This window comes from Pseudomonas nitroreducens NBRC 12694 (assembly GCF_002091755.1).
GTDB lineage: Bacteria > Pseudomonadota > Gammaproteobacteria > Pseudomonadales > Pseudomonadaceae > Pseudomonas > Pseudomonas nitroreducens.
Window position 1 is genome coordinate 743,138 of record NZ_BDAI01000001.1, and the last position, 17,283, is coordinate 760,420.

Annotated in this window: 19 protein-coding genes; 6 read left to right on the plus strand and 13 right to left on the minus strand. The window is 66.3% G+C overall.

Going from position 1 to position 17,283, the window contains the following annotated elements:
* Positions 1–115: 115 nt before the first annotated feature.
* Positions 116–1,888, minus strand: coding sequence for an ABC transporter transmembrane domain-containing protein (locus PNI01S_RS03470; protein WP_084357433.1), 1,773 nt, complete (start codon positions 1,886–1,888; stop codon positions 116–118).
* 157 nt (positions 1,889–2,045) lie between these two features.
* Between PNI01S_RS03470 and PNI01S_RS03475 the strand changes: the two genes are divergently transcribed.
* The 3 genes from PNI01S_RS03475 (at position 2,046) to PNI01S_RS03485 (ending at position 4,212) form a co-directional block, all read left to right on the plus strand.
* The gene (locus PNI01S_RS03475; protein ID WP_024765957.1) at positions 2,046–2,246 is read left to right on the plus strand and encodes a PFL_1563 family small protein; all 201 of its coding nucleotides are present in this window, start codon (positions 2,046–2,048) and stop codon (positions 2,244–2,246) included.
* A gap of 191 nt (positions 2,247–2,437) precedes the next feature.
* A complete protein-coding gene (locus tag PNI01S_RS03480) occupies positions 2,438–3,547 on the plus strand; it encodes an AI-2E family transporter (RefSeq protein ID WP_024765956.1) in 1,110 nt (369 codons plus the stop codon).
* A 56-nt stretch (positions 3,548–3,603) separates the two neighbouring features.
* Positions 3,604–4,212, plus strand: a complete 609-nt coding sequence (locus PNI01S_RS03485; RefSeq protein ID WP_065086067.1) for a DUF4893 domain-containing protein — start codon at positions 3,604–3,606, stop codon at positions 4,210–4,212.
* Between the two features lie 22 nt (positions 4,213–4,234).
* Here PNI01S_RS03485 and PNI01S_RS03490 read toward each other — a convergent pair whose 3' ends face one another.
* The gene (locus PNI01S_RS03490; RefSeq protein WP_024765954.1) at positions 4,235–4,858 is read right to left on the minus strand and encodes a hypothetical protein; all 624 of its coding nucleotides are present in this window, start codon (positions 4,856–4,858) and stop codon (positions 4,235–4,237) included.
* A gap of 104 nt (positions 4,859–4,962) precedes the next feature.
* On the opposite strand from PNI01S_RS03490, the gene PNI01S_RS03495 reads away from it, so the two are divergent.
* Positions 4,963–5,685 carry an RNA pseudouridine synthase gene (locus tag PNI01S_RS03495; RefSeq protein WP_024765953.1) on the plus strand — a complete coding sequence of 241 codons (723 nt, stop codon included), beginning with the start codon at positions 4,963–4,965 and terminating at the stop codon, positions 5,683–5,685.
* Between the two features lie 248 nt (positions 5,686–5,933).
* A complete protein-coding gene (locus PNI01S_RS03500; protein ID WP_024765952.1) occupies positions 5,934–6,200 on the plus strand; it encodes a hypothetical protein in 267 nt (88 codons plus the stop codon).
* Between the two features lie 19 nt (positions 6,201–6,219).
* Here the strand turns inward: PNI01S_RS03500 and PNI01S_RS03505 are convergent, their stop codons facing one another.
* From PNI01S_RS03505 to PNI01S_RS03515, 3 genes are all read right to left on the minus strand, one after another.
* A complete protein-coding gene (locus tag PNI01S_RS03505; RefSeq protein ID WP_024765951.1) occupies positions 6,220–7,044 on the minus strand; it encodes an enoyl-CoA hydratase/isomerase family protein in 825 nt (274 codons plus the stop codon).
* Between the two features lie 83 nt (positions 7,045–7,127).
* On the minus strand, positions 7,128–8,942 hold the full coding sequence (locus tag PNI01S_RS03510; protein ID WP_037007441.1) for a monovalent cation:proton antiporter-2 (CPA2) family protein: 1,815 nt from the start codon (positions 8,940–8,942) through the stop codon (positions 7,128–7,130).
* A 58-nt stretch (positions 8,943–9,000) separates the two neighbouring features.
* Complete coding sequence (locus PNI01S_RS03515) at positions 9,001–9,714, minus strand: lipoate--protein ligase family protein (protein ID WP_037013476.1); 714 nt, start codon at positions 9,712–9,714, stop codon at positions 9,001–9,003.
* A 221-nt stretch (positions 9,715–9,935) separates the two neighbouring features.
* Between PNI01S_RS03515 and PNI01S_RS03520 the strand changes: the two genes are divergently transcribed.
* Positions 9,936–11,138 carry a GGDEF domain-containing protein gene (locus tag PNI01S_RS03520; protein WP_065086070.1) on the plus strand — a complete coding sequence of 401 codons (1,203 nt, stop codon included), beginning with the start codon at positions 9,936–9,938 and terminating at the stop codon, positions 11,136–11,138.
* 109 nt (positions 11,139–11,247) lie between these two features.
* Here the strand turns inward: PNI01S_RS03520 and PNI01S_RS03525 are convergent, their stop codons facing one another.
* The 8 genes from PNI01S_RS03525 to PNI01S_RS03560 are packed head-to-tail and all read right to left on the minus strand — an operon-like array spanning position 11,248 to position 17,273.
* On the minus strand, positions 11,248–11,652 hold the full coding sequence (locus PNI01S_RS03525; protein WP_037013473.1) for a hypothetical protein: 405 nt from the start codon (positions 11,650–11,652) through the stop codon (positions 11,248–11,250).
* Between the two features lie 23 nt (positions 11,653–11,675).
* Positions 11,676–12,887, minus strand: coding sequence for a c-type cytochrome biogenesis protein CcmI (ccmI, locus tag PNI01S_RS03530; protein ID WP_084357434.1), 1,212 nt, complete (start codon positions 12,885–12,887; stop codon positions 11,676–11,678).
* Positions 12,884–13,354, minus strand: coding sequence for a cytochrome c-type biogenesis protein (locus tag PNI01S_RS03535; protein ID WP_054907303.1), 471 nt, complete (start codon positions 13,352–13,354; stop codon positions 12,884–12,886). The genes ccmI and PNI01S_RS03535 overlap by 4 nt, the downstream gene beginning before the upstream one ends.
* Positions 13,351–13,893, minus strand: coding sequence for a thiol:disulfide interchange protein DsbE (gene dsbE / locus PNI01S_RS03540; RefSeq protein WP_037013469.1), 543 nt, complete (start codon positions 13,891–13,893; stop codon positions 13,351–13,353). Before dsbE ends, PNI01S_RS03535 begins: the two co-directional genes overlap by 4 nt.
* 2 nt (positions 13,894–13,895) lie before the next feature.
* Positions 13,896–15,869 carry a heme lyase CcmF/NrfE family subunit gene (locus tag PNI01S_RS03545; protein ID WP_065086074.1) on the minus strand — a complete coding sequence of 658 codons (1,974 nt, stop codon included), beginning with the start codon at positions 15,867–15,869 and terminating at the stop codon, positions 13,896–13,898.
* A 2-nt stretch (positions 15,870–15,871) separates the two neighbouring features.
* A complete protein-coding gene (ccmE, locus tag PNI01S_RS03550) occupies positions 15,872–16,357 on the minus strand; it encodes a cytochrome c maturation protein CcmE (protein ID WP_024765946.1) in 486 nt (161 codons plus the stop codon).
* Positions 16,354–16,530, minus strand: a complete 177-nt coding sequence (ccmD, locus tag PNI01S_RS03555) for a heme exporter protein CcmD (RefSeq protein WP_024765945.1) — start codon at positions 16,528–16,530, stop codon at positions 16,354–16,356. The genes ccmE and ccmD overlap by 4 nt, the downstream gene beginning before the upstream one ends.
* A complete protein-coding gene (locus tag PNI01S_RS03560; protein ID WP_089285719.1) occupies positions 16,527–17,273 on the minus strand; it encodes a heme ABC transporter permease in 747 nt (248 codons plus the stop codon). Before PNI01S_RS03560 ends, ccmD begins: the two co-directional genes overlap by 4 nt.
* Positions 17,274–17,283 lie beyond the last annotated feature (10 nt).

The following is a 17,283-nucleotide window of genomic DNA, read 5'->3' on the forward strand; positions in this document are numbered from 1 at the left end:
CCTCAAGCCGCCGAACGCCGGCTTCATGTAGGACCGAGGGGGGCGCCCAGCCCTTGCTCGCGAACCAGGCTGTGCAGCAGCTCCGGAGTTAAGCAGTTCGCGAGCAAGTTCGCTCCTAAAGGCTGTGTTCCTTCTGGCCGAACTGGAGTTCCGCAAGGCGCGCATACAGGGGGCTGCTTACAACCAACTCGGCGTGCCGCCCCAGCGCCACCAGGCGACCGTGCTCGATCACCGCGATACGGTCGGCATTGAGCACCGTGGCCAGGCGGTGGGCGATCACCAGCGTGGTGCGGTCACGCATCAGCCCCGGCAACGCCTGCTGGATCAGGTGTTCGCTCTCGGCATCCAGCGCGCTGGTGGCTTCGTCCAGCAACAGGATAGGCGCGTCCACCAGCAACGCGCGGGCAATCGCCAGGCGCTGGCGCTGCCCGCCGGAAAGCCCCTGGCCGCTCTCCCTCAGATGAGTCTGATAACCCTCGGGCAGACGCAGGATAAATTCGTGGGCGTGGGCTGCACGGGCGGCAGCCTCCACTTCGGCATCGCTGGCGCCGGGGCGGCCGTAGCGGATGTTCTCCTCCACCGTGCCGAAGAACAGCGCCGGGTTCTGCGAAACCAGCGCGAAGCTGCGGCGCAGGTCCGTCGGATCGAGTTGGGCGATGGGCTGGCCGTCGATCAGGATGCGCCCCTGCTGCGGGTCGTAGAAGCGCAAGAGCAGGTCGAACAGAGTGGACTTGCCCGCGCCCGACGGCCCCACCAGCGCCAGGGTTTCGCCCGGCTCCACGTGCAGGTCGATGCCATCGATGGCCCATTGCTCCGGGCGCGACGGATAGGCGAAATGCACGCCCTGCAGATCGATACTGCCGACGATGCGCTCGGGCAAACGCAGCAAGTCGCTGGCCGGTGCGTGGATTTCACTGCGCGCCCGCAATAGCTCGGCGATACGCTCGGCCGCACCGGCGGCGCGCTGCAGCTCTCCAATCACCTCGCTCAGCGTGCCGAAGGCCATGCCGACGATCAGGCTGTAGAACACGAAGGCAGCGAGGTCGCCGGGGCTGATGCGCCCGGCGATCACGTCCATGCCGCCGACCCAGAGCATCACGCCCACTGCGCCAAGTACCAGCAGGATCACCACGCTGACCAGCCAGGAGCGCTGCATGATGCGCTTGCGCGCGGTGTCGAAGGCGTCTTCCACCGTGCGCCTGAAGCGTGCGCGGTCCTGCGCCTGGTGGTTGTAGGCCTGTACCGTCTTGATCTGGCCGAGGGACTCGCCGACGTAGCTGCCGACATCCGCCACGCGATCCTGGCTGAGCCGCGACAGGCTGCGCACGCGGCGGCCGAACAGCAGGATCGGCGCAATCACCAGCGGCAGCGAAGCAACCACGATGCTGGTCAACTTGGCGTTGGTGAAGAACATCAGGATCACCCCGCCCAGCAGCATCAGAACATTACGCAGCGCCATCGACAGCGAGGAGCCGATCACCGACTGCAGCAGCGTCGTGTCGGCGGTCAGCCGCGACTGGATTTCCGAGGCGCGGTTGTTCTCGTAGAAGCCGGGGTGCAGTTCGATCAGGTGGTCGAACACGCGCTGGCGGATGTCCGCGACGAACCGCTCGCCAATCCACGACACCAGGTAGAAGCGCACGAAGGTACCCACCGCCAGGCACAGCACCAGGGCGAAGAAGATACCGATGGCGCGGGTGAGCAGCTGTTCGGACTGGGTGATGAAGCCCTGGTCCACCAGCAGGCGGATGCCCTGTCCCAGGGACAGGGTGATGGCGGCGGTGAACAGCAGCGCCAGCAACGCGCCAAGGGCACGCCAGCGGTAGGGAGCGAGGAACGAGCGAGCCAAGCGCAAGGCATTGCGCTGGCGGGACGACAGCAGGGACATGGCGGGCTCTGAAAGGCCGGAGTGCGCAGAGGGTAGCACTGCCGCCACACCGCGGGCGAAGGACGATTCAGGCAGCCGAATGAGACCGTTCGTTCCATGACCGCCCCGAAACCTGCTCGTTTGATGTACAATGGGCGGCCAATTTGCGCAGACAGGTATGGCAGATATGACTACCAAGCCCTCCACCCGCCAGAAAGCCGCCCCCAAGGCTCCCGCCGCTACCGCGACCAGCGAAGCCCTGGAAGCCCAGATCGCCGCCTTCCTGAACTCCGGCGGTGAGATCCAGCAGATCGCCAAGGGCGTGACCGGTCAGAACTACGGCGCACCGAGCCGCCACATCAGCCTCGGCAAGAAGTAATACCCGCTGGCAAGCCTGCCGAACCTCGGCAGGCTGCCCGCCTCCCCCCGCTTCACCTCCGCGCTTTTCACGCTTTTCACGATCTCCCCGCAATACCGAACTTCCTTTATTGCCTGAATACCTTGCACTCGGGCAGAGTCCGCCGATAGTTAAGGACTGGGCCACGTCGCGCCCGCTGCAAGGAGCACCCCATGCTGCCCTCCCCGGAAAAGCTGCTGTCGCGCAACCTGCTCGATGTGCTGATCCGCGCCGGCCTGATCCTGTTGCTGGCCCTGTTCTGCTTCCGCATCTTCCATCCCTTCCTCGACCTCATGCTCTGGTCGGTGATCCTCGCCATCACCCTCTACCCGTTGCATCAGTTGCTCAGCGGCTGGCTGGGCGGACGGCCCAACAGCGCGGCGACGCTGATCGTGATCCTCGGCCTGGTGATCCTGCTGGTGCCGGTGGTGGTGATCGGCATGTCGATGGCCGATTCGGTGCGCGACCTGGTGCACGCGATCCAGAACCGCACCCTGCAGATACCTCTGCCACCCGACTCGGTGCAGACCTGGCCGGTGATTGGGCAGTACATCTATCCCTTCTGGACACGCGTGGCCACCGACTTCATGGGCGTGGTGCACCAGATGGCCCCGCACCTGCAGGGCGTCGCCAAGACCCTGGCGGGTCAGGCGGCGGGTGCGGGCATGGGCCTGATGCAGTTCCTCGCCGCGTTCGTCATTGCCGGGGTGATCATGGCCTACGGCGAACTGGGCAGCCGAACCTCCTGCGATATCGCCATCCGTATCTCCGGCCCGGAGCGCGGACCGGGGCTGGCCGAGCTGTGCACCGGCACCATCCGTGCGGTAGCCCAGGGCGTGGTCGGCGTGGCCTTCATCCAGACCATGATCCTCGGCCTGGGCTTCGTCGTCATGGGCATCCCCGGCGCCGGCCTGCTGGCCCTGGGCGTCCTGTTGCTGGGCATCACCCAGTTGCCGGTGGTGCTGATCACCATCCCGGCGATCATCTATGTATTCATGACCAACGATTCGCTGCTGGTCGCCATCCTGTTCACGATCTGGACCATGGCCGGCGGCCTCTCCGACAACGTCCTCAAGCCGCTGATGTTCGGCCGCGGCGGCAAGGTGCCGATGCCGGTGATCCTGATCGGCGCCCTGGGCGGCATGCTCAGCAATGGCATCATCGGCCTGTTCGTCGGCCCGGTGGTACTGGCGCTGGGCTACGAGCTGTTCATGTCCTGGGTCCACGAGCGCGAGGCGCCCGTCGCTCCGCCCATCGAGCCAACAGTTCGGGACGCCCCCTGAAACCTCTCGCCCGCGGCGCGCGCCGCGGGATTTCCCCCTGCAATGGAATGCACAAGATGTCGAAACGCTGCTCCCTCACCGCTGCCCTGCTCACCGCCGGCCTGCTGCTCTCCCCGTTGGCCTTCGCCGACGACACCGCGACCGTCTGGCCCGCCGCGGTCAACGCTGCCGACCAGCAGCGCCTGACGACCCTCGATGGCGAGGTCAAGCGCCTGCTCGACCAGCTCCAGCAGAGTGAAGACGAGACCACCCGCAACGAAGCGCTGAATCTGTACCGCATCGTGCTGGAAGATCCCGAACCACTGGCCGACGCGGCCCTGACCGGGAACTGGAAATGCCGCTCGGTGCAGATCGAAACGGAAGCACTGTACGGCTACCCGAATTTCAAATGCTCGGTGCGGCAAACGCCCAAGGGCCTGTACCTGGAGAAGACCAGCGGTTCGCAGCGCATCAGCGGCTATCTGCAACGCCTGGACGACAAGCGGCTGGTATTCGTCGGCGGCGCTTCGGTGAACGACGACCCGCAGGTGGGCTACAGCGGCCTGGAGCAGGCGGCGGCGCGCGAGACCGACGTGGTCGGCGTGGTGCGCAACTCGCACGACGGTTTCGTGCTGCTGGTGCCCGAGCAACTGGGTGGCTACAACCTGTTCCGCTTCACTCGCTGAACCCTGCCACACCAGCAAAGGCCTAGAGCAGCGCCACCATTTCCTTGAGCGTCACCGCCCAGGTACCTTTCGCGTTGAGGTAGCGATAACCGAAGCGCGAGCCATTGGCCTGGGTGGTGAGCACCGCGTTCCAGGCCAGCCCGCGCTGCAGGTCGTGCGCCGGGTCGAGAAGGAAGAAGGCGTCGTCGCTCATCCCCACCGCCAGGCACCAGTGGCGGATATCGCTGTCCTTGCGGCCGTGGAAGCCCAGCACCACCGGGATGTTCTCGTCGAGGTGCCGCCGGGTCAGCTCGACCATCCGCGTACCGTTGCCGCGTTCGACGCGGTATTCCTTGTCGCTGATGACCTTGAGCAGCTCCAGCAGATCCGCGCCGGTGGTGCCAACGCGCACCAGGGTCTCGTGCGCGTTCAACGCCTCCATCAGCCGCCCGTAGCGGGTGCGCGAATCCACCGGCGCCAGGCCCTTGGCCGCGCGCCGGCCGAGCTGGTTGCGCGCCAGCATCGCCATCACCAGGCAGTACGGTCCGCACGCGCCGTCCATGTCGCCCTGGCGCAGGTGCACCTTCTCGCCACGCTTGTTGATCAGGCCGCCGCTGCCGTGTTCGTCCAGGTCCCAGCCCAGACCGTCGATCAGGGTGATCCGCATCGCGCTTCCTCATTGCTTGCTCTGCAGTTGTGACCGGAAGCCGCGCGGATCATTCCGCCGGCTTGCGGTTACAATGATCGCTTTCCCCTGCCTGGTTACCCGAAATGTCCGAAGCCATCCGCCTGTCCAAGCGCCTCGCCGAGCTGCTGCCCTGTTCGCGCCGCGAAGCCGAGCTGTACATCGAGGGCGGCTGGGTCACGGTGGACGGCCAGCGCGTGGAAGAACCGCAATTCAAGGTCGACGCCCAGCGGATCGAACTGCTGCCGGGTGCCTCCGCCGACCCGATTCCGCCGGTGACCATCCTGGTGCACAAGCCGGTCGGCCTGGGCAGCGGCAACGGCGCCAACTCCGCCCAGCAACTGCTGACGCCGGACAAGCGCTGGGCCGAGGACAACCTGCAGCAGCGCCTGCTGCGCAAGCACTTCGGCCACCAGTTCAACACCACGGTGCTGGAGACCGACGCCAGCGGCCTGCTCGTCTACACCCAGAGCCGCGGCGTGCAGCGCCGGCTGGTGGACGAGGCGGACAACATCGAACACGAGTACGTGGTCGAGGTCAGCGGGCAGATTGCCGACAATGGCCTGAAGCGCCTGTGCCGTGGCCTGGTCATCGACGGCCGCGAGCTGCCGTCGCTGAAGGTCAGCTGGCAGAGCGAAAACCGCCTGCGCTTCGCCGGCAAGCAGTTCCGCCCTGGGCAGATCGGCGCCATGTGCCGGGCCGTCGGTCTGCATGCCCTGTCGATCCGCCGCCTGCGCCTGGGCGGCGTGGCCATGGGCAAGCTGCCGGTTGGCCAATGGCGCTTCCTGCAGCCGGGCGAGAAGTTCTGAGCGTCTACGAGACCAAGGTCGCAGGCGCCCGAAAATAACCTGGGCGCCTCTCTAAACTGAGGCTTCCAGCCGTTATCGATAACGTCGATAGTCACCAGTCGGCGCATTCAGTTCTCTTGATAGTCCGTGCGCGGCATCTTTGCCCCATCAACTCGCTGGCAGGAGATTCGCCGGCCCCGCAGTCGGGCCGCAGGGGCGAACGAGCTACTCGCGAGACGCCCCCAACGGATCGTCAAGAGGACACCACCATGCAAGTCATTCTCGATTTCCTGCTGCTCGTTGGCTCCCTGGTGGAGCTGCTGCTGTATGTCGCCCTGGCCAGCATCGTGCTCGCCGCCGTGGTGCTGCTCAGCGTCATTGCCGTGCTGACCCTGCGCTCGCCGGGCTCGGCCGTGGTCATCCCCGACCGTCGCCCCTCGGTCAGCCGCCAGCCGCGTCCGGCGGTCAAGCATCAATTGGCCCGGCCGATACTGGTCGCCGTGGCGAACGAGCCGATCCTGGCGAAGACCGCGTGACGCCGTCCTCGCCAGCGGTTCAGGCCGGGTAGCGCCCGAGCGCTGCCCCCAGTTCGCGTTCGAGTTCCCCGTCCCGCTGGCCACCGTTGTCCATCATCCAGCGCACCCGCTCCACCGTCGCGGGTGCGGACATGTCACCGACGAAGCGCTGCGATTCATCCACCAGCGCCGCCTGGTCCGCCGCCGTCACCTGATCCACCACCGCCTTCACATGGACGATGCCTGCCGCCGGGAAGGCCGCGATCCGTCGCGCCAGGGCCTCGCAGAATCCTTCCAATTCCGCATCCGCCAGTGCCCGGTTTATCCAGCCGTAGCGCTCTGCCGTGTCCGCATCGAAGTCCTCGCCACCCAGGCAGACTTCCAGCGCCCTGCCCCGCCCGAGCATCTGTGCCAGGCGAACCGTACCGCCCGCGCCAGGCAACAGGCCGACCGCCACTTCCGGCTGGCCAAGCAGCGCGCGTTCGCGGGAGGCGAAGCGCATATCCAGCGCCAGGAGGAATTCGCTGCCGGCGCCACGCGCGCGGCCGCGCAGTTCACCAATGGTCACCTGCGGCAACCGGCTGAAACGGCTGAGCAGCGCGCTGAGCGGGCTGGCCATGCCGGCGGGCAGCTTCATCGGCGGCGCGTCCAGCTGGCTGCCGAGATCGTAGTGGGCAAGGAAGAAGTCCGGGTTGCTGCTGCGGAACAACACCACACGGATATCGGCGTTGCGCTCGAGCTCATCGGCCAGATGCAGCAGGTCGATGACCATGGCGCGGTCGATCAGGTTGATCGGCGGATGACGGAAGCTCACCACGGCTACGCCGTCGCGGTCCTCCCGGGTAAAGGTGCGGTAGTCGCTCATCGATGGGGCCTCCATTGCGAAGACCCGAGGATGCGCCGGGGCGGGCAGCCCACCCCAGCACTATCGATGCGCGGAATGGCCCGTCAGTGGTGGCCGATACCCTGGTCTTCCAGGTGGTCAGCCTCGAACAGGGTTTCCAGTTCCTTGCGTGCCTCGCGTGCAGTCTGGACTACGGCTTTCTCGTCGTCGTAGACGCGGTACTGGGCCATCAGCACCGCCTCGTCGTGGCGCTTGAAACGGCGGATGCGCGCGCCGACCTGCTCCTCGTTCAAGCCCAGGCCGGTGAGCAGCAGGCGGCTCATTTCCAGGCTCGAGTGGAAGGTTTCGCGCACCGGCGTCGCGTCGGCGTCCAGCAGGTGATAGACGTGCTGGCGGTTGCGCGCCCGGCCGATGACCTTGATGTGCGGGTAGAGCTTGCGCACCAGGCGCGCGGTCTCGATGTTGGTCTGCGGATCGTCGGTGGCGACGACGAAGAACTCGGCCTTCTCCACCTGGGCGGCACGGAGGATCTCCGGGCGCAGCGGGTCGCCGTAGAAGATCGGGATATTGCCATAGCTGCGGGTCAGTTCGATGGTATCCACCGAGGTGTCCAGCGCGACGAAGGGCACGCCCTGGGCGCGCATGATACGGGCGACCACCTGGCCCATCCGGCCCATGCCGGCGATCACCACGCGCGGCGCGTCGTCCGGCAGTTGGCGGTATTCCGGCGGCGGTTCGCGCAGTACCGCGGGCTTGGGTTTGATGCTACGTGCAAGGGCCAGCACCATCAGCGGCGTCATCGCCATGGACAGCGTGATGCCCAGCACCAGCAGTGAATGCATGTCGGCGTCCATCAGTCCCTGCGCCGCCGCCAGCTTGAACACCACGAAGGCGAATTCGCCGCCGGCGCCGAGCAGCACGCCCAGGCGCAGCGCCGACACCTTGTCCAGGCCACCGGCCAGACGGCCGATGACGAACAGCAGCGGCAGCTTGATCGCCACCAGCAGCAGGGTCAGGCCAATGACCCGGAACGGCTCGTTCTTGAGCAGGCCGAGGTCAGCGCTCATGCCCACGCTGATGAAGAACAGCCCCAATAACAGGCCCTTGAAGGGCTCGATCTGCGCTTCCAGTTCATGGCGGTACTCGGAATCCGCCAGCAGCAGGCCGGCGAGGAAGGCGCCCAGCCCCATGGATACGCCGGCCTCCTCCATCAACCACGCCGTACCGACCACCACCAGCAAGGCAGTGGCGGTGGACAGGTCCGCCTGGCCGGTACGCGCCACCGAGCGGAACACCGGGCGCAGCAGGAAGCGCCCGCCGATCACCACCACGGCGATGCTGCCCACCACTTCGATCACATGGGCGACATCGCCACCGGGCGCGAGGGTGTCGGCGCGGGCGCCCAGCAGCGGGATCATGGCGATCAGCGGGATCGCGGCGATGTCCTGGAACAACAGGATGGCGAACGCCAGGCGTCCATAGGGACTGTTGAGTTCCTTGCGCTCCGCGAGGATCTGCAGGCCGAAGGCGGTGGACGACAGCGCCAGGCCGCCACCGATCACCACGGCGGTATTCACCGGCAGCTCGAACACCAGCACGGCGAGGCTGCCCAGTGCCAGGGCGGTCAGCAGCACTTGCGCCAGGCCCACGCCGAATACCTGCTTGCGCATCACCCAGAGGCGCTTGGGCGACAGCTCCAGCCCGATGATGAAGAGCAGCAGCACCACGCCAAGCTCGGAAAGACTGGCGACGCTTTCCGGGTTGTCGATCAGGCCCAGCAGGTATGGCCCGATGATCACCCCGGCCAGCAGGTAGCCCAGCACAGCACCGAGTTGCAGGCGCTTGGCCAACGGCACCATGAACACCGCGGCGATCAGGAAGACCACCGTGGATTGCAGGTAATTCGTCCCATGTTCCATGTATCAAGACTCCTTGGAAGGGTTGGGGCGAAGCGAAGATCCACCCACGTCGTTCGTATCACACATCCAGCGCCACACCCTCGGCCAGCAAGTGCCGCTGGAACTGCCCGGCCAGGGCGTCAACCTGGTCCCAGGGCTGTTCGTACAACTCATCCAACGCCACGTGGCTGGTGGCGCGCACGCGGGCGTCGAGCCCACAATTCTCGTAGAAGGCGTTCACCGCATCGACCATCGGCTCGCGCTGGTTTTCCATCAGGATCGCGCCGTGGGCCAGGACCACATAACGCCCGTCGCTGGGCCGGCGACGCCAGCGCTGGGCGGTGCCCACCAGCTTGCGACCGCCCAGGTTGACGTTGTAGCGGCCATCGCAGAAGGCGCCCTCCACTTCCCCCAGGCCCGGATCGAGGCCGAGGGCGGCCAACCAGTCGCACAGCGGCTGGCACAGGCGCAGGTAGGCGGTTTCGATACGCGTCTGCTCGTTATCGCCCGGCGGGATCGCATAGACCAGTGCGACATTGAGCACGCCAGGGGACTGCGGTACCGGTTCGCCACCGGTGTCGCGCAGGGCTATCGGCCACCCCAGCCCGGCACACGCGGCCTCGGCGGCAGAAAAGCCTTCCAGTCGGCTCAGCCGGCGCGGCATCACCAGGGACTGCTCCAGTGGGCGCCAGAACAGCAGGCCGCTGTCACGCTGGCCGGCAAAGGTGGCGTCCAGCAGCGTGCGCTCAGCATCCAGGCCCTGCTCCGTCGGCAGTCTTTGCACTCTATTCATGACGCATATCCTTGAGCGAACCGGGTTGCGGACTATGCCCGCAGAGGGCTTATCCGACAATGTTCCAGGCCAATTCGTTGCCAGGGTCGGAAATTTATCGATAGCGGTCTGTGACTCCCTCAATGCGAGGCCAGGTCACGTCAGGCTCGATCGCCACGACAGCGTGGCAGCGGCTGACTATTCTGCAACTGCCCGGCACTTTGCGCAGGAGGCCAGAGCCCGTGTCCAGGACGTTGCTCCAGCGACTGCACCACGCCATCGCGGTCAACGACGCGCTGGCGCTGCCGATCGCCCGGGAAAACCTCAGGCGGCTGTATCTGTCGGCACCGCTGGCCGTGCTGTTCGATCTGATCCACATCATCGTGTTCAAGCTCAATCTGCAAGGGGCGAGCGCGGCGCACGACGGCTGGAGGATGGACATCATCCGCGTGCATGCCACGGTCGCGGTGCTCTTCTCCCTGCTCGGACTGCTGGCATGGCTCGCCTTACCCCCCAGGCGCAGCGCGCCGCTGTGGTACATGCAACTGCTGACCATCCTGGGCAGCGCCTTGTTGCTGGGCTTCGGCGTCGCCATAACCGGCGCAGACCAACAGGTCACCAGCAGCATCACGCCCTTCCTGATGGCCTCGGTGGCCGCCGCCCTGATCCTGCTGATGCGCCCCCGACTGGCGGTCACCCTCTACATTCTCGCCTTCGCCGCCTTCGAACTGACGATCGGCCTGACCCAGGCTGATCCGCAGCTGCGCCTGTCCAATCAGATGGGCGGGCTGACCATCTGTGGCATCGGCGTGATCCTTTCGCTGATCCTCTGGCACGGCCATGTGCGCAACCTGCGCCAGCGCGAGTTCCTCCGCCAACAGCGGCTGGAACTGGAGGAAAAGAACCGCCAGCTGGAATACCTCGCCGGCCACGACCCGCTGACCGGGTTGTTCAACCGCCGCCAGTTCGACCAGTTGGTGAGCATGGAACTGTCCCGCGCCGCGCGCCAGCCGGCGCCCATCAGCCTGCTCATGGTGGACCTGGATCATTTCAAGTTCATCAACGACCGCTATGGCCATCCACTGGGCGATGAAGTCATCCGCCACACCGCCACGCTCCTGCGCAACTACACACGCACCGGCGACAGCGTGGCGCGCCTGGGTGGCGAGGAGTTCCTGCTGCTGTTGCCCGACACCTCGCAGCCGCAGGCGCGCACCATCGCCGAAAAGGTGCGCCGCCTGTTGGAGGAAACCCCGTTGCCGATGAAGGACGGCCTGCTCTACCTCACCGCCAGCTTCGGCATTGCCTGCCTGGAAGCGGGCGTTCCCGGCACCTACGAGGGACTTTACGCAGCAGCGGACAAGGCGATGTACAAGGCCAAGGCCAGTGGGCGCAACCGGGTGGAAGTGATAGAGCTGGGGACGGAGATGGGGACGTTCGATTGAGCGCCGCCTCGGTGGAACCTGTAGGAGCGAGCTTGCTCGCGAACGAGACTCCCGGCGACACCGGCGTCAAGCGGTTCGCGAGCACGCTCGCTCCTACGAAAAGTCCGCGTTATTGCGCGTACTTGCGCGTCAGCCCCGGCGGCACGCCGCTGCTGTCGGTTTCGGTCCATGGGCCTTGCGGGCCGACGCCCCAGTACCAGCCGTTGTCCCAGTGGTAATAGGTACGCTGGCGGTAGTAGAGGTCCTTCTGGCCCTGGATCACGTAGACGCCCAGGCTGGCATCCCAGCGCCCCTTGCCACCGGGCGGCGGGGCGAACTGGGTCGGGCGCTTGGCAGCCGGTGCGGAGCTCGGCTGCGGGGTGATCGGCGAAGACGACTGCTTGGGCGGCGGTGTCGGGGTAGTCGGATGCGCAGGCGGAGACGTCTGTTGTGGCGGCTGCTCAGGTTGCTGCGGCTGCACCACGCAACCACCCAGTACCAGCATGGCGCCCAGCGCCAGCACTCTGCCCTTCATCGCTCAACCCTCTCTTGTTCGTCTTACTTCTGATCCGGGCTGTCGATGGTGATGCTCTGCTCGCCCGCGTTGGCAGTAGACAACGCTTCGCTGCGTCCGATCCATTCGCCGGTGATGGCATTGCCGGCACGGGAGATCCGCGCGACGAGCTGCACCTGCGGGTGCTGCGAGAGCTTGAGCTGCGGCATCATCGCGTCGGCATCACTGAGGGAAACCTCGCTGGGCAGGTCGGAGACCTTCAGGCGCTTCACCGCCAGCGGCATCGGCGGGCCGCTCACTGCGCGGGCGAAGACGAACACGCTGTCGTCCGGCTTGACCTGGCCCTTCACGGCAGCGGTCAGGTCGACCTTCACTCTCAGGGTCACCCCGGCAGTCTGCGCAGCGGCAGGAGCCTCCGGCGGGGTCTCGCCCTTCTCGACCATGCGCTGGCGGGCGCGCTCGATGCCACCGGCAATGGCGCTGCGGGACGGATCGTCCTGCGGCAGCACGGCAACCAGGCGGCCCCAGTAGTCGATGGCGTCGGCGTACTTCTCGTCCTCGAAGGCGGCGATGCCGAGCAGACCGAGGGTGGTGACTTCCTGCGGGTCCTTCTTCAGGGCTTCGTCGGCCAGCTCGCGGACCTGCTGGGTCAGCGCCTTGTCACCGGCGAAATACAGCGCCTGGGCCCACTGGCCGAGCACTTCCGGCTGGCGCCCGGAGAGGCGCGCGGCCTGCTCGAAAGCCTTGGCAGCGTCGCCGGCTCGGTTCTGGGTCATGTAGGTGCGGCCGAGGAAGTACCAGCCTTCGGCGGAATCCGGCTGGGCCTGAACCGCACGCTCCAGGCGAGTGGTCATTTCTTCCATGGAATGCGGCGCGGTGGCGAATTCGCGGGCCAGGGCGACCTTGTCGCTGGCGCCCCAGTGCAGATACAGGCCCAGGGCGAGGAATGGCAGGACCAGCGCGACGATCATCGGCGCCGCACGGCCCAGGCGCGAGCGACGGTCCTCGCTGGCACCGTCGGTATCGGAGAGCAGCTCGCGGGCCGCTTCGGCGCGGCCGGCTTCGAGCTGAGCGTCGTCGAGGGTCCCGGCGTCACGCTGGGCGGTCAGCTCTGCCAGACGTTCCTGGTACAGGGCGACGTTGAGGGCGGTGCGGTCTTCCTCGGCCTGGGCCTTGCGGCCACGCAGCAGAGGGACGAGGAGAAATGCCAGGGCTACCAGCAACAGCAGGCCGGCAGCGAGCCAGAAATCGATCATTTGTCTTGGTTATCCAGCAATTGGTCGAGACGCGCCTGCTCCTCGGCGGACAGCGTGGTGGAAGTGGCAGCGGCCGGGCGACGGCGGCGCACGACGATGGCGCCGATGATGATCACGCCCAGCCCCAGCAGCGCGGCGGGGCCGAACCAGAGCAGCCAGGTGCGCTCGCTGACTTCGGGCTTGTAGCGCACGAACTCGCCGTAGCGGTCGACCATGTAGTCGACGATCTGCTGATTGCTCTTGCCGGCCGCCATCTGGGTGTAGATCTGCTTGCGCAGGTCGGCGGCGATCGGCGCGTTGGAGTCGGCGATGTCCTGGTTCTGGCACTTGGGGCAACGCAGCTCGGTGGTCAGGTCGCGGAAACGTTCGCGCTCGGCGTCGTTGGCGAACTCGTAGGTGTCGATGGCCGCGTGGGCGATACCGGTGAGAGCCAGGCCCAGCGCTGCGGCGGCAAGAAGTCGCTTCATTTGCCTTGCGCCTCGTCGACCAGCCCCTGGTAGATCGGCGCCAACTGCTCGCGCCAGACCTTCTCGTCGACGGCACCAACCAGCTTGTGGCGGATGATGCCGTCTTTGTCGATGATGTAGGTCTCCGGCGCGCCGTAGACACCCAGGTCCAGGCCGAGGGTGCCCTGTGCGTCGGCGATGTTCAACAGGTAGGGGTTGTGCAGCTCCTTGAGCCACTTCTGCGCGGCGGCGCCGTCATCCTTGTAGTTGATGCCGTAGATCACCACGCCCTTGGCGGCGAGGTCGGTCAGCACCGGATGCTCGAAGCGGCAGGTCGGGCACCAGGTGCCCCAGACGTTGACCAGCGCCGGTTTGCCCTTGATATCGGCCTCGGTGTAGGTCTTGCCCGGCTCGGTGACGCTGGGCAGGGAGAACGCCGGGAACGGCTTGCCGATCAGCGCCGAGGGCAGCTCGCTGGGGTCCAGCCACAGGCCACGGAAGAGGAATACCGCGACGACCAGGAAGATCGCCAGGGGCAACAGCAGGATCGCACGCTTCACACTCAGGCTCCCTGTCCGGCGAGGCCCAGGGCCTCGCGTACACGCGTTTTCACTTTCAGCCGGTAGCGACGGTCGAGCGCCGCCAGCACGCCGCCCAGGGCCATCAGCAGGCCACCGAGCCAGATGAAGCGCACGAAGGGCTTGATGTGCACGCGCACGGCCCAGGCGCCGTTATCCAGCGGCTCACCCAGGGCGACATAGAGGTCGCGGGTCAGGCTGCCGTGGATGCCGGCCTCGGTCATCATCGAGTTCTGCACGCTGTACAGGCGCTTCTCCGGGTGCAGCGTGGCGACTTCCGAACCATTGCGGGTCACGACGATGGTGCCCTTGTCGGAGGTGAAGTTCGGCCCTTCGAAGTGATGGGTGCCCTCGAAGCGGAACTGGTAGCCGGCCAGCTCGACCGACTCGCCCGGCGCCATGCGCAGGTCGCGCTGGGCGCTGAACTGGCTGGTGAGCACCACGCCGATGGCGCAGATGGCGATACCGAAGTGCGCCAACTGCATGCCCCAGTAGCTGCGGTTCAGGCCCGCGGCACCGGCGATCACGCCCTTGTGGCGGACCTTGTCGAAGAAGTCACGCACACCGGCCAGCACCACCCAGGCCGCCAGCATGAACACGGCGAGCACTTCCCAGTGCAGCTCGCCATACAGGAAGCTGCCGAGGCCACCCAGCACCACGGTGCCGATCAGCACCGGGGTGAGCATGTTGCGCAGCCAGCGGGTCGGAGTGTCCTTCCAGCGCACCAGCACACCGACCGCCAGGGCCAGCATGAGGATGGCGATCAGCGGCACGAACAGGGCGTTGAAGTACGGCGGGCCGACCGACAGCTTGGCGCCGCTGATGGCGTCGAGCACCAGCGGGTAGAGGGTGCCCAGCAGGATCATCGAGGCGGTGACCACCAGGATCAGGTTGTTCAGCAGCAGCAGGGTCTCGCGGGACCACAGGGCGAAGCCGACCTGGCTCTTGACCACCGGCGCGCGCAGGGCGAACAGCGTCAGCGAGCCACCGACCACCACCAGCAGGAAGGCCAGGATGAACACGCCACGCTCGGGGTCCGAGGCGAAGGCGTGTACCGAGGTCAGTACACCGGAACGGACCAGGAAGGTGCCCAGCAGGCTCAGCGAGAAGGCCGCGATGGCCAGCAGCACGGTCCAGCTCTTGAACACGCCGCGCTTCTCGGTCACCGCCAGCGAGTGGATCAGCGCGGTGCCCACCAGCCAGGGCATGAACGAGGCGTTTTCCACCGGGTCCCAGAACCACCAGCCGCCCCAGCCCAGTTCGTAGTAGGCCCACCAGGAGCCCAGCACGATACCGACGCCGAGGAAGGTCCAGGCCACCAGCGTCCAGGGCCGCGACCAGCGCGCCCAGGCGGCGTCGAGTCGACCGCCGAGCAGCGCGGCAATAGCGAAGGCGAAGGCCACCGAGAAGCCCACGTAGCCCATGTAGAGCATCGGCGGGTGGATGATCAGGCCCGGGTCCTGCAGCAGCGGGTTGAGGTCGTTGCCGTCGGCCGGCACCTGCGGCAGCAGGCGGCTGAAGGGGTTGGAGGTGATGATCAGGAACAGCAGGAAACCGGTGCTGATCATGCCCATCACGGCCAGCACGCGGGCCAGCATCACTTCCGGCAACTGGCGGGAGAACACCGAGACAGCGAAGGTCCAGCCGCCGAGGATCAGCGCCCAGAGCAGCAGCGAGCCTTCGTGGGCGCCCCACACGGCGCTGAACTTGTAGTACCAGGGCAGCGCGCTGTTGGAGTTGCTGGCGACGTAGGCCACCGAGAAATCATCGTGGAGGAAGGCCCAGGTCAGGCAGCCGAAGGAGAACAGCAGGAAGGCGAACTGCCCCCAGGCTGCCGGGCGCGCCAGGCTCATCCACTGGCGATCGCCGCGCCAGGCGCCGATCAGCGGGAAGAACGACATCACCAGCGCCATGCACAGCGCGAGGATCAGCGAGAGGTGGCCGAGTTCGGGGACCATCGTCAGTTGCTCCCTTGTTGCGGCGCGGCATTGCCGTTCTGGCTGGCTTCGTAGTGCTCCAGCTTGCCGCTGTCCTTGAGTGCCTTGGTGACTTCCGGCGGCATGTATTTCTCGTCGTGCTTGGCCAGCACTTCATCGGCGGTCAGCACGCCGGCCTCGTTGATCTTGCCGAGGGCGACGATGCCCTGCCCTTCACGGAACAGATCAGGAAGGATGCCGCGGTACTTCACCGTGACTTCCTTGGCGAAGTCGGTGACCACGAACTCCACGTCCAGCGAATCCGCCGAACGCTTGAGCGAGCCCTTCTCCACCATGCCGCCGGCGCGGATACGCGTGTCGTGCGGCGCTTCGCCGTTGGCGATCTGGGTCGGGGTGTAGAACAGGTTGATATTTTCCTGCAGGGCCGACAGCGCCAGGCTGACGGCGACACCGACACCGGCAACGATGGCGAGAACGATGTACAGACGCTTCTTGCGGACCGGATTCACTTGCTGGCCTCCCGGCGCAGACGACGCGCCTCTTCTTGCAGGTAACGCCGGCGCGCCACGATGGGCGAGACGACGTTGATCGCCAGGACCACCGCGCAGATGGCGTAGGCGGACCACACGTAAGGGCCATGGTGCCCCATGGCGAGGAAATCGGAGAAAGACTCGAAACTCATAGCACGCGCTCCACCTCGGCCTTCACCCAGCTCGCGCGGGCTTCGCGCTTGAGCACTTCCAGGCGCATGCGCATCAACAGCACCACGGCGAAGAAGCAGTAGAAACCGGCGACCATCATCAGCAGCGGAATCCACATCTCCGGCGGCATTGGCGGCTTTTCGGTCAGGGTGAAGGTGGCCGGCTGGTGCAGGGTGTTCCACCAGTCCACCGAGTACTTGATGATCGGGATGTTCACCACGCCGACGATCGCCAGCACGGCGCAGGCCTTGGCGGCGCTGTCGCGGTTGGTGATGGCCTGGCCCAGGGCGATGATGCCGAAATACAGGAACAGCAGGATCAGCATCGAGGTCAGGCGTGCGTCCCAGACCCACCAGGCGCCCCAGGTCGGCTTGCCCCAGATGGCCCCGGTGACCAGCGCGACGAAGGTCATCCAGGCACCGATGGGCGCGGCGCACTGCACAGCGACGTCGGCGATCTTCATTTTCCAGATCAGGCCGATGGCGCCGGCCACGGCGAGCATGACGTAGCAGGACTGGGCGAGGAACGCCGCCGGTACGTGGATATAGATGATCCGGAAGCTGTTGCCCTGCTGGTAGTCCGGCGGTGCGAAGGCCAGGCCCCAGACGGTGCCGGCAGCCATCAGCACGATTGCAGCGACGGCGAACCACGGCAGCCAGCGTCCGCTGATCTCGTAGAACCACTTGGGCGAGCCAAGTTTGTGAAACCAAGTCCAGTTCATCATCAGGCTCTGT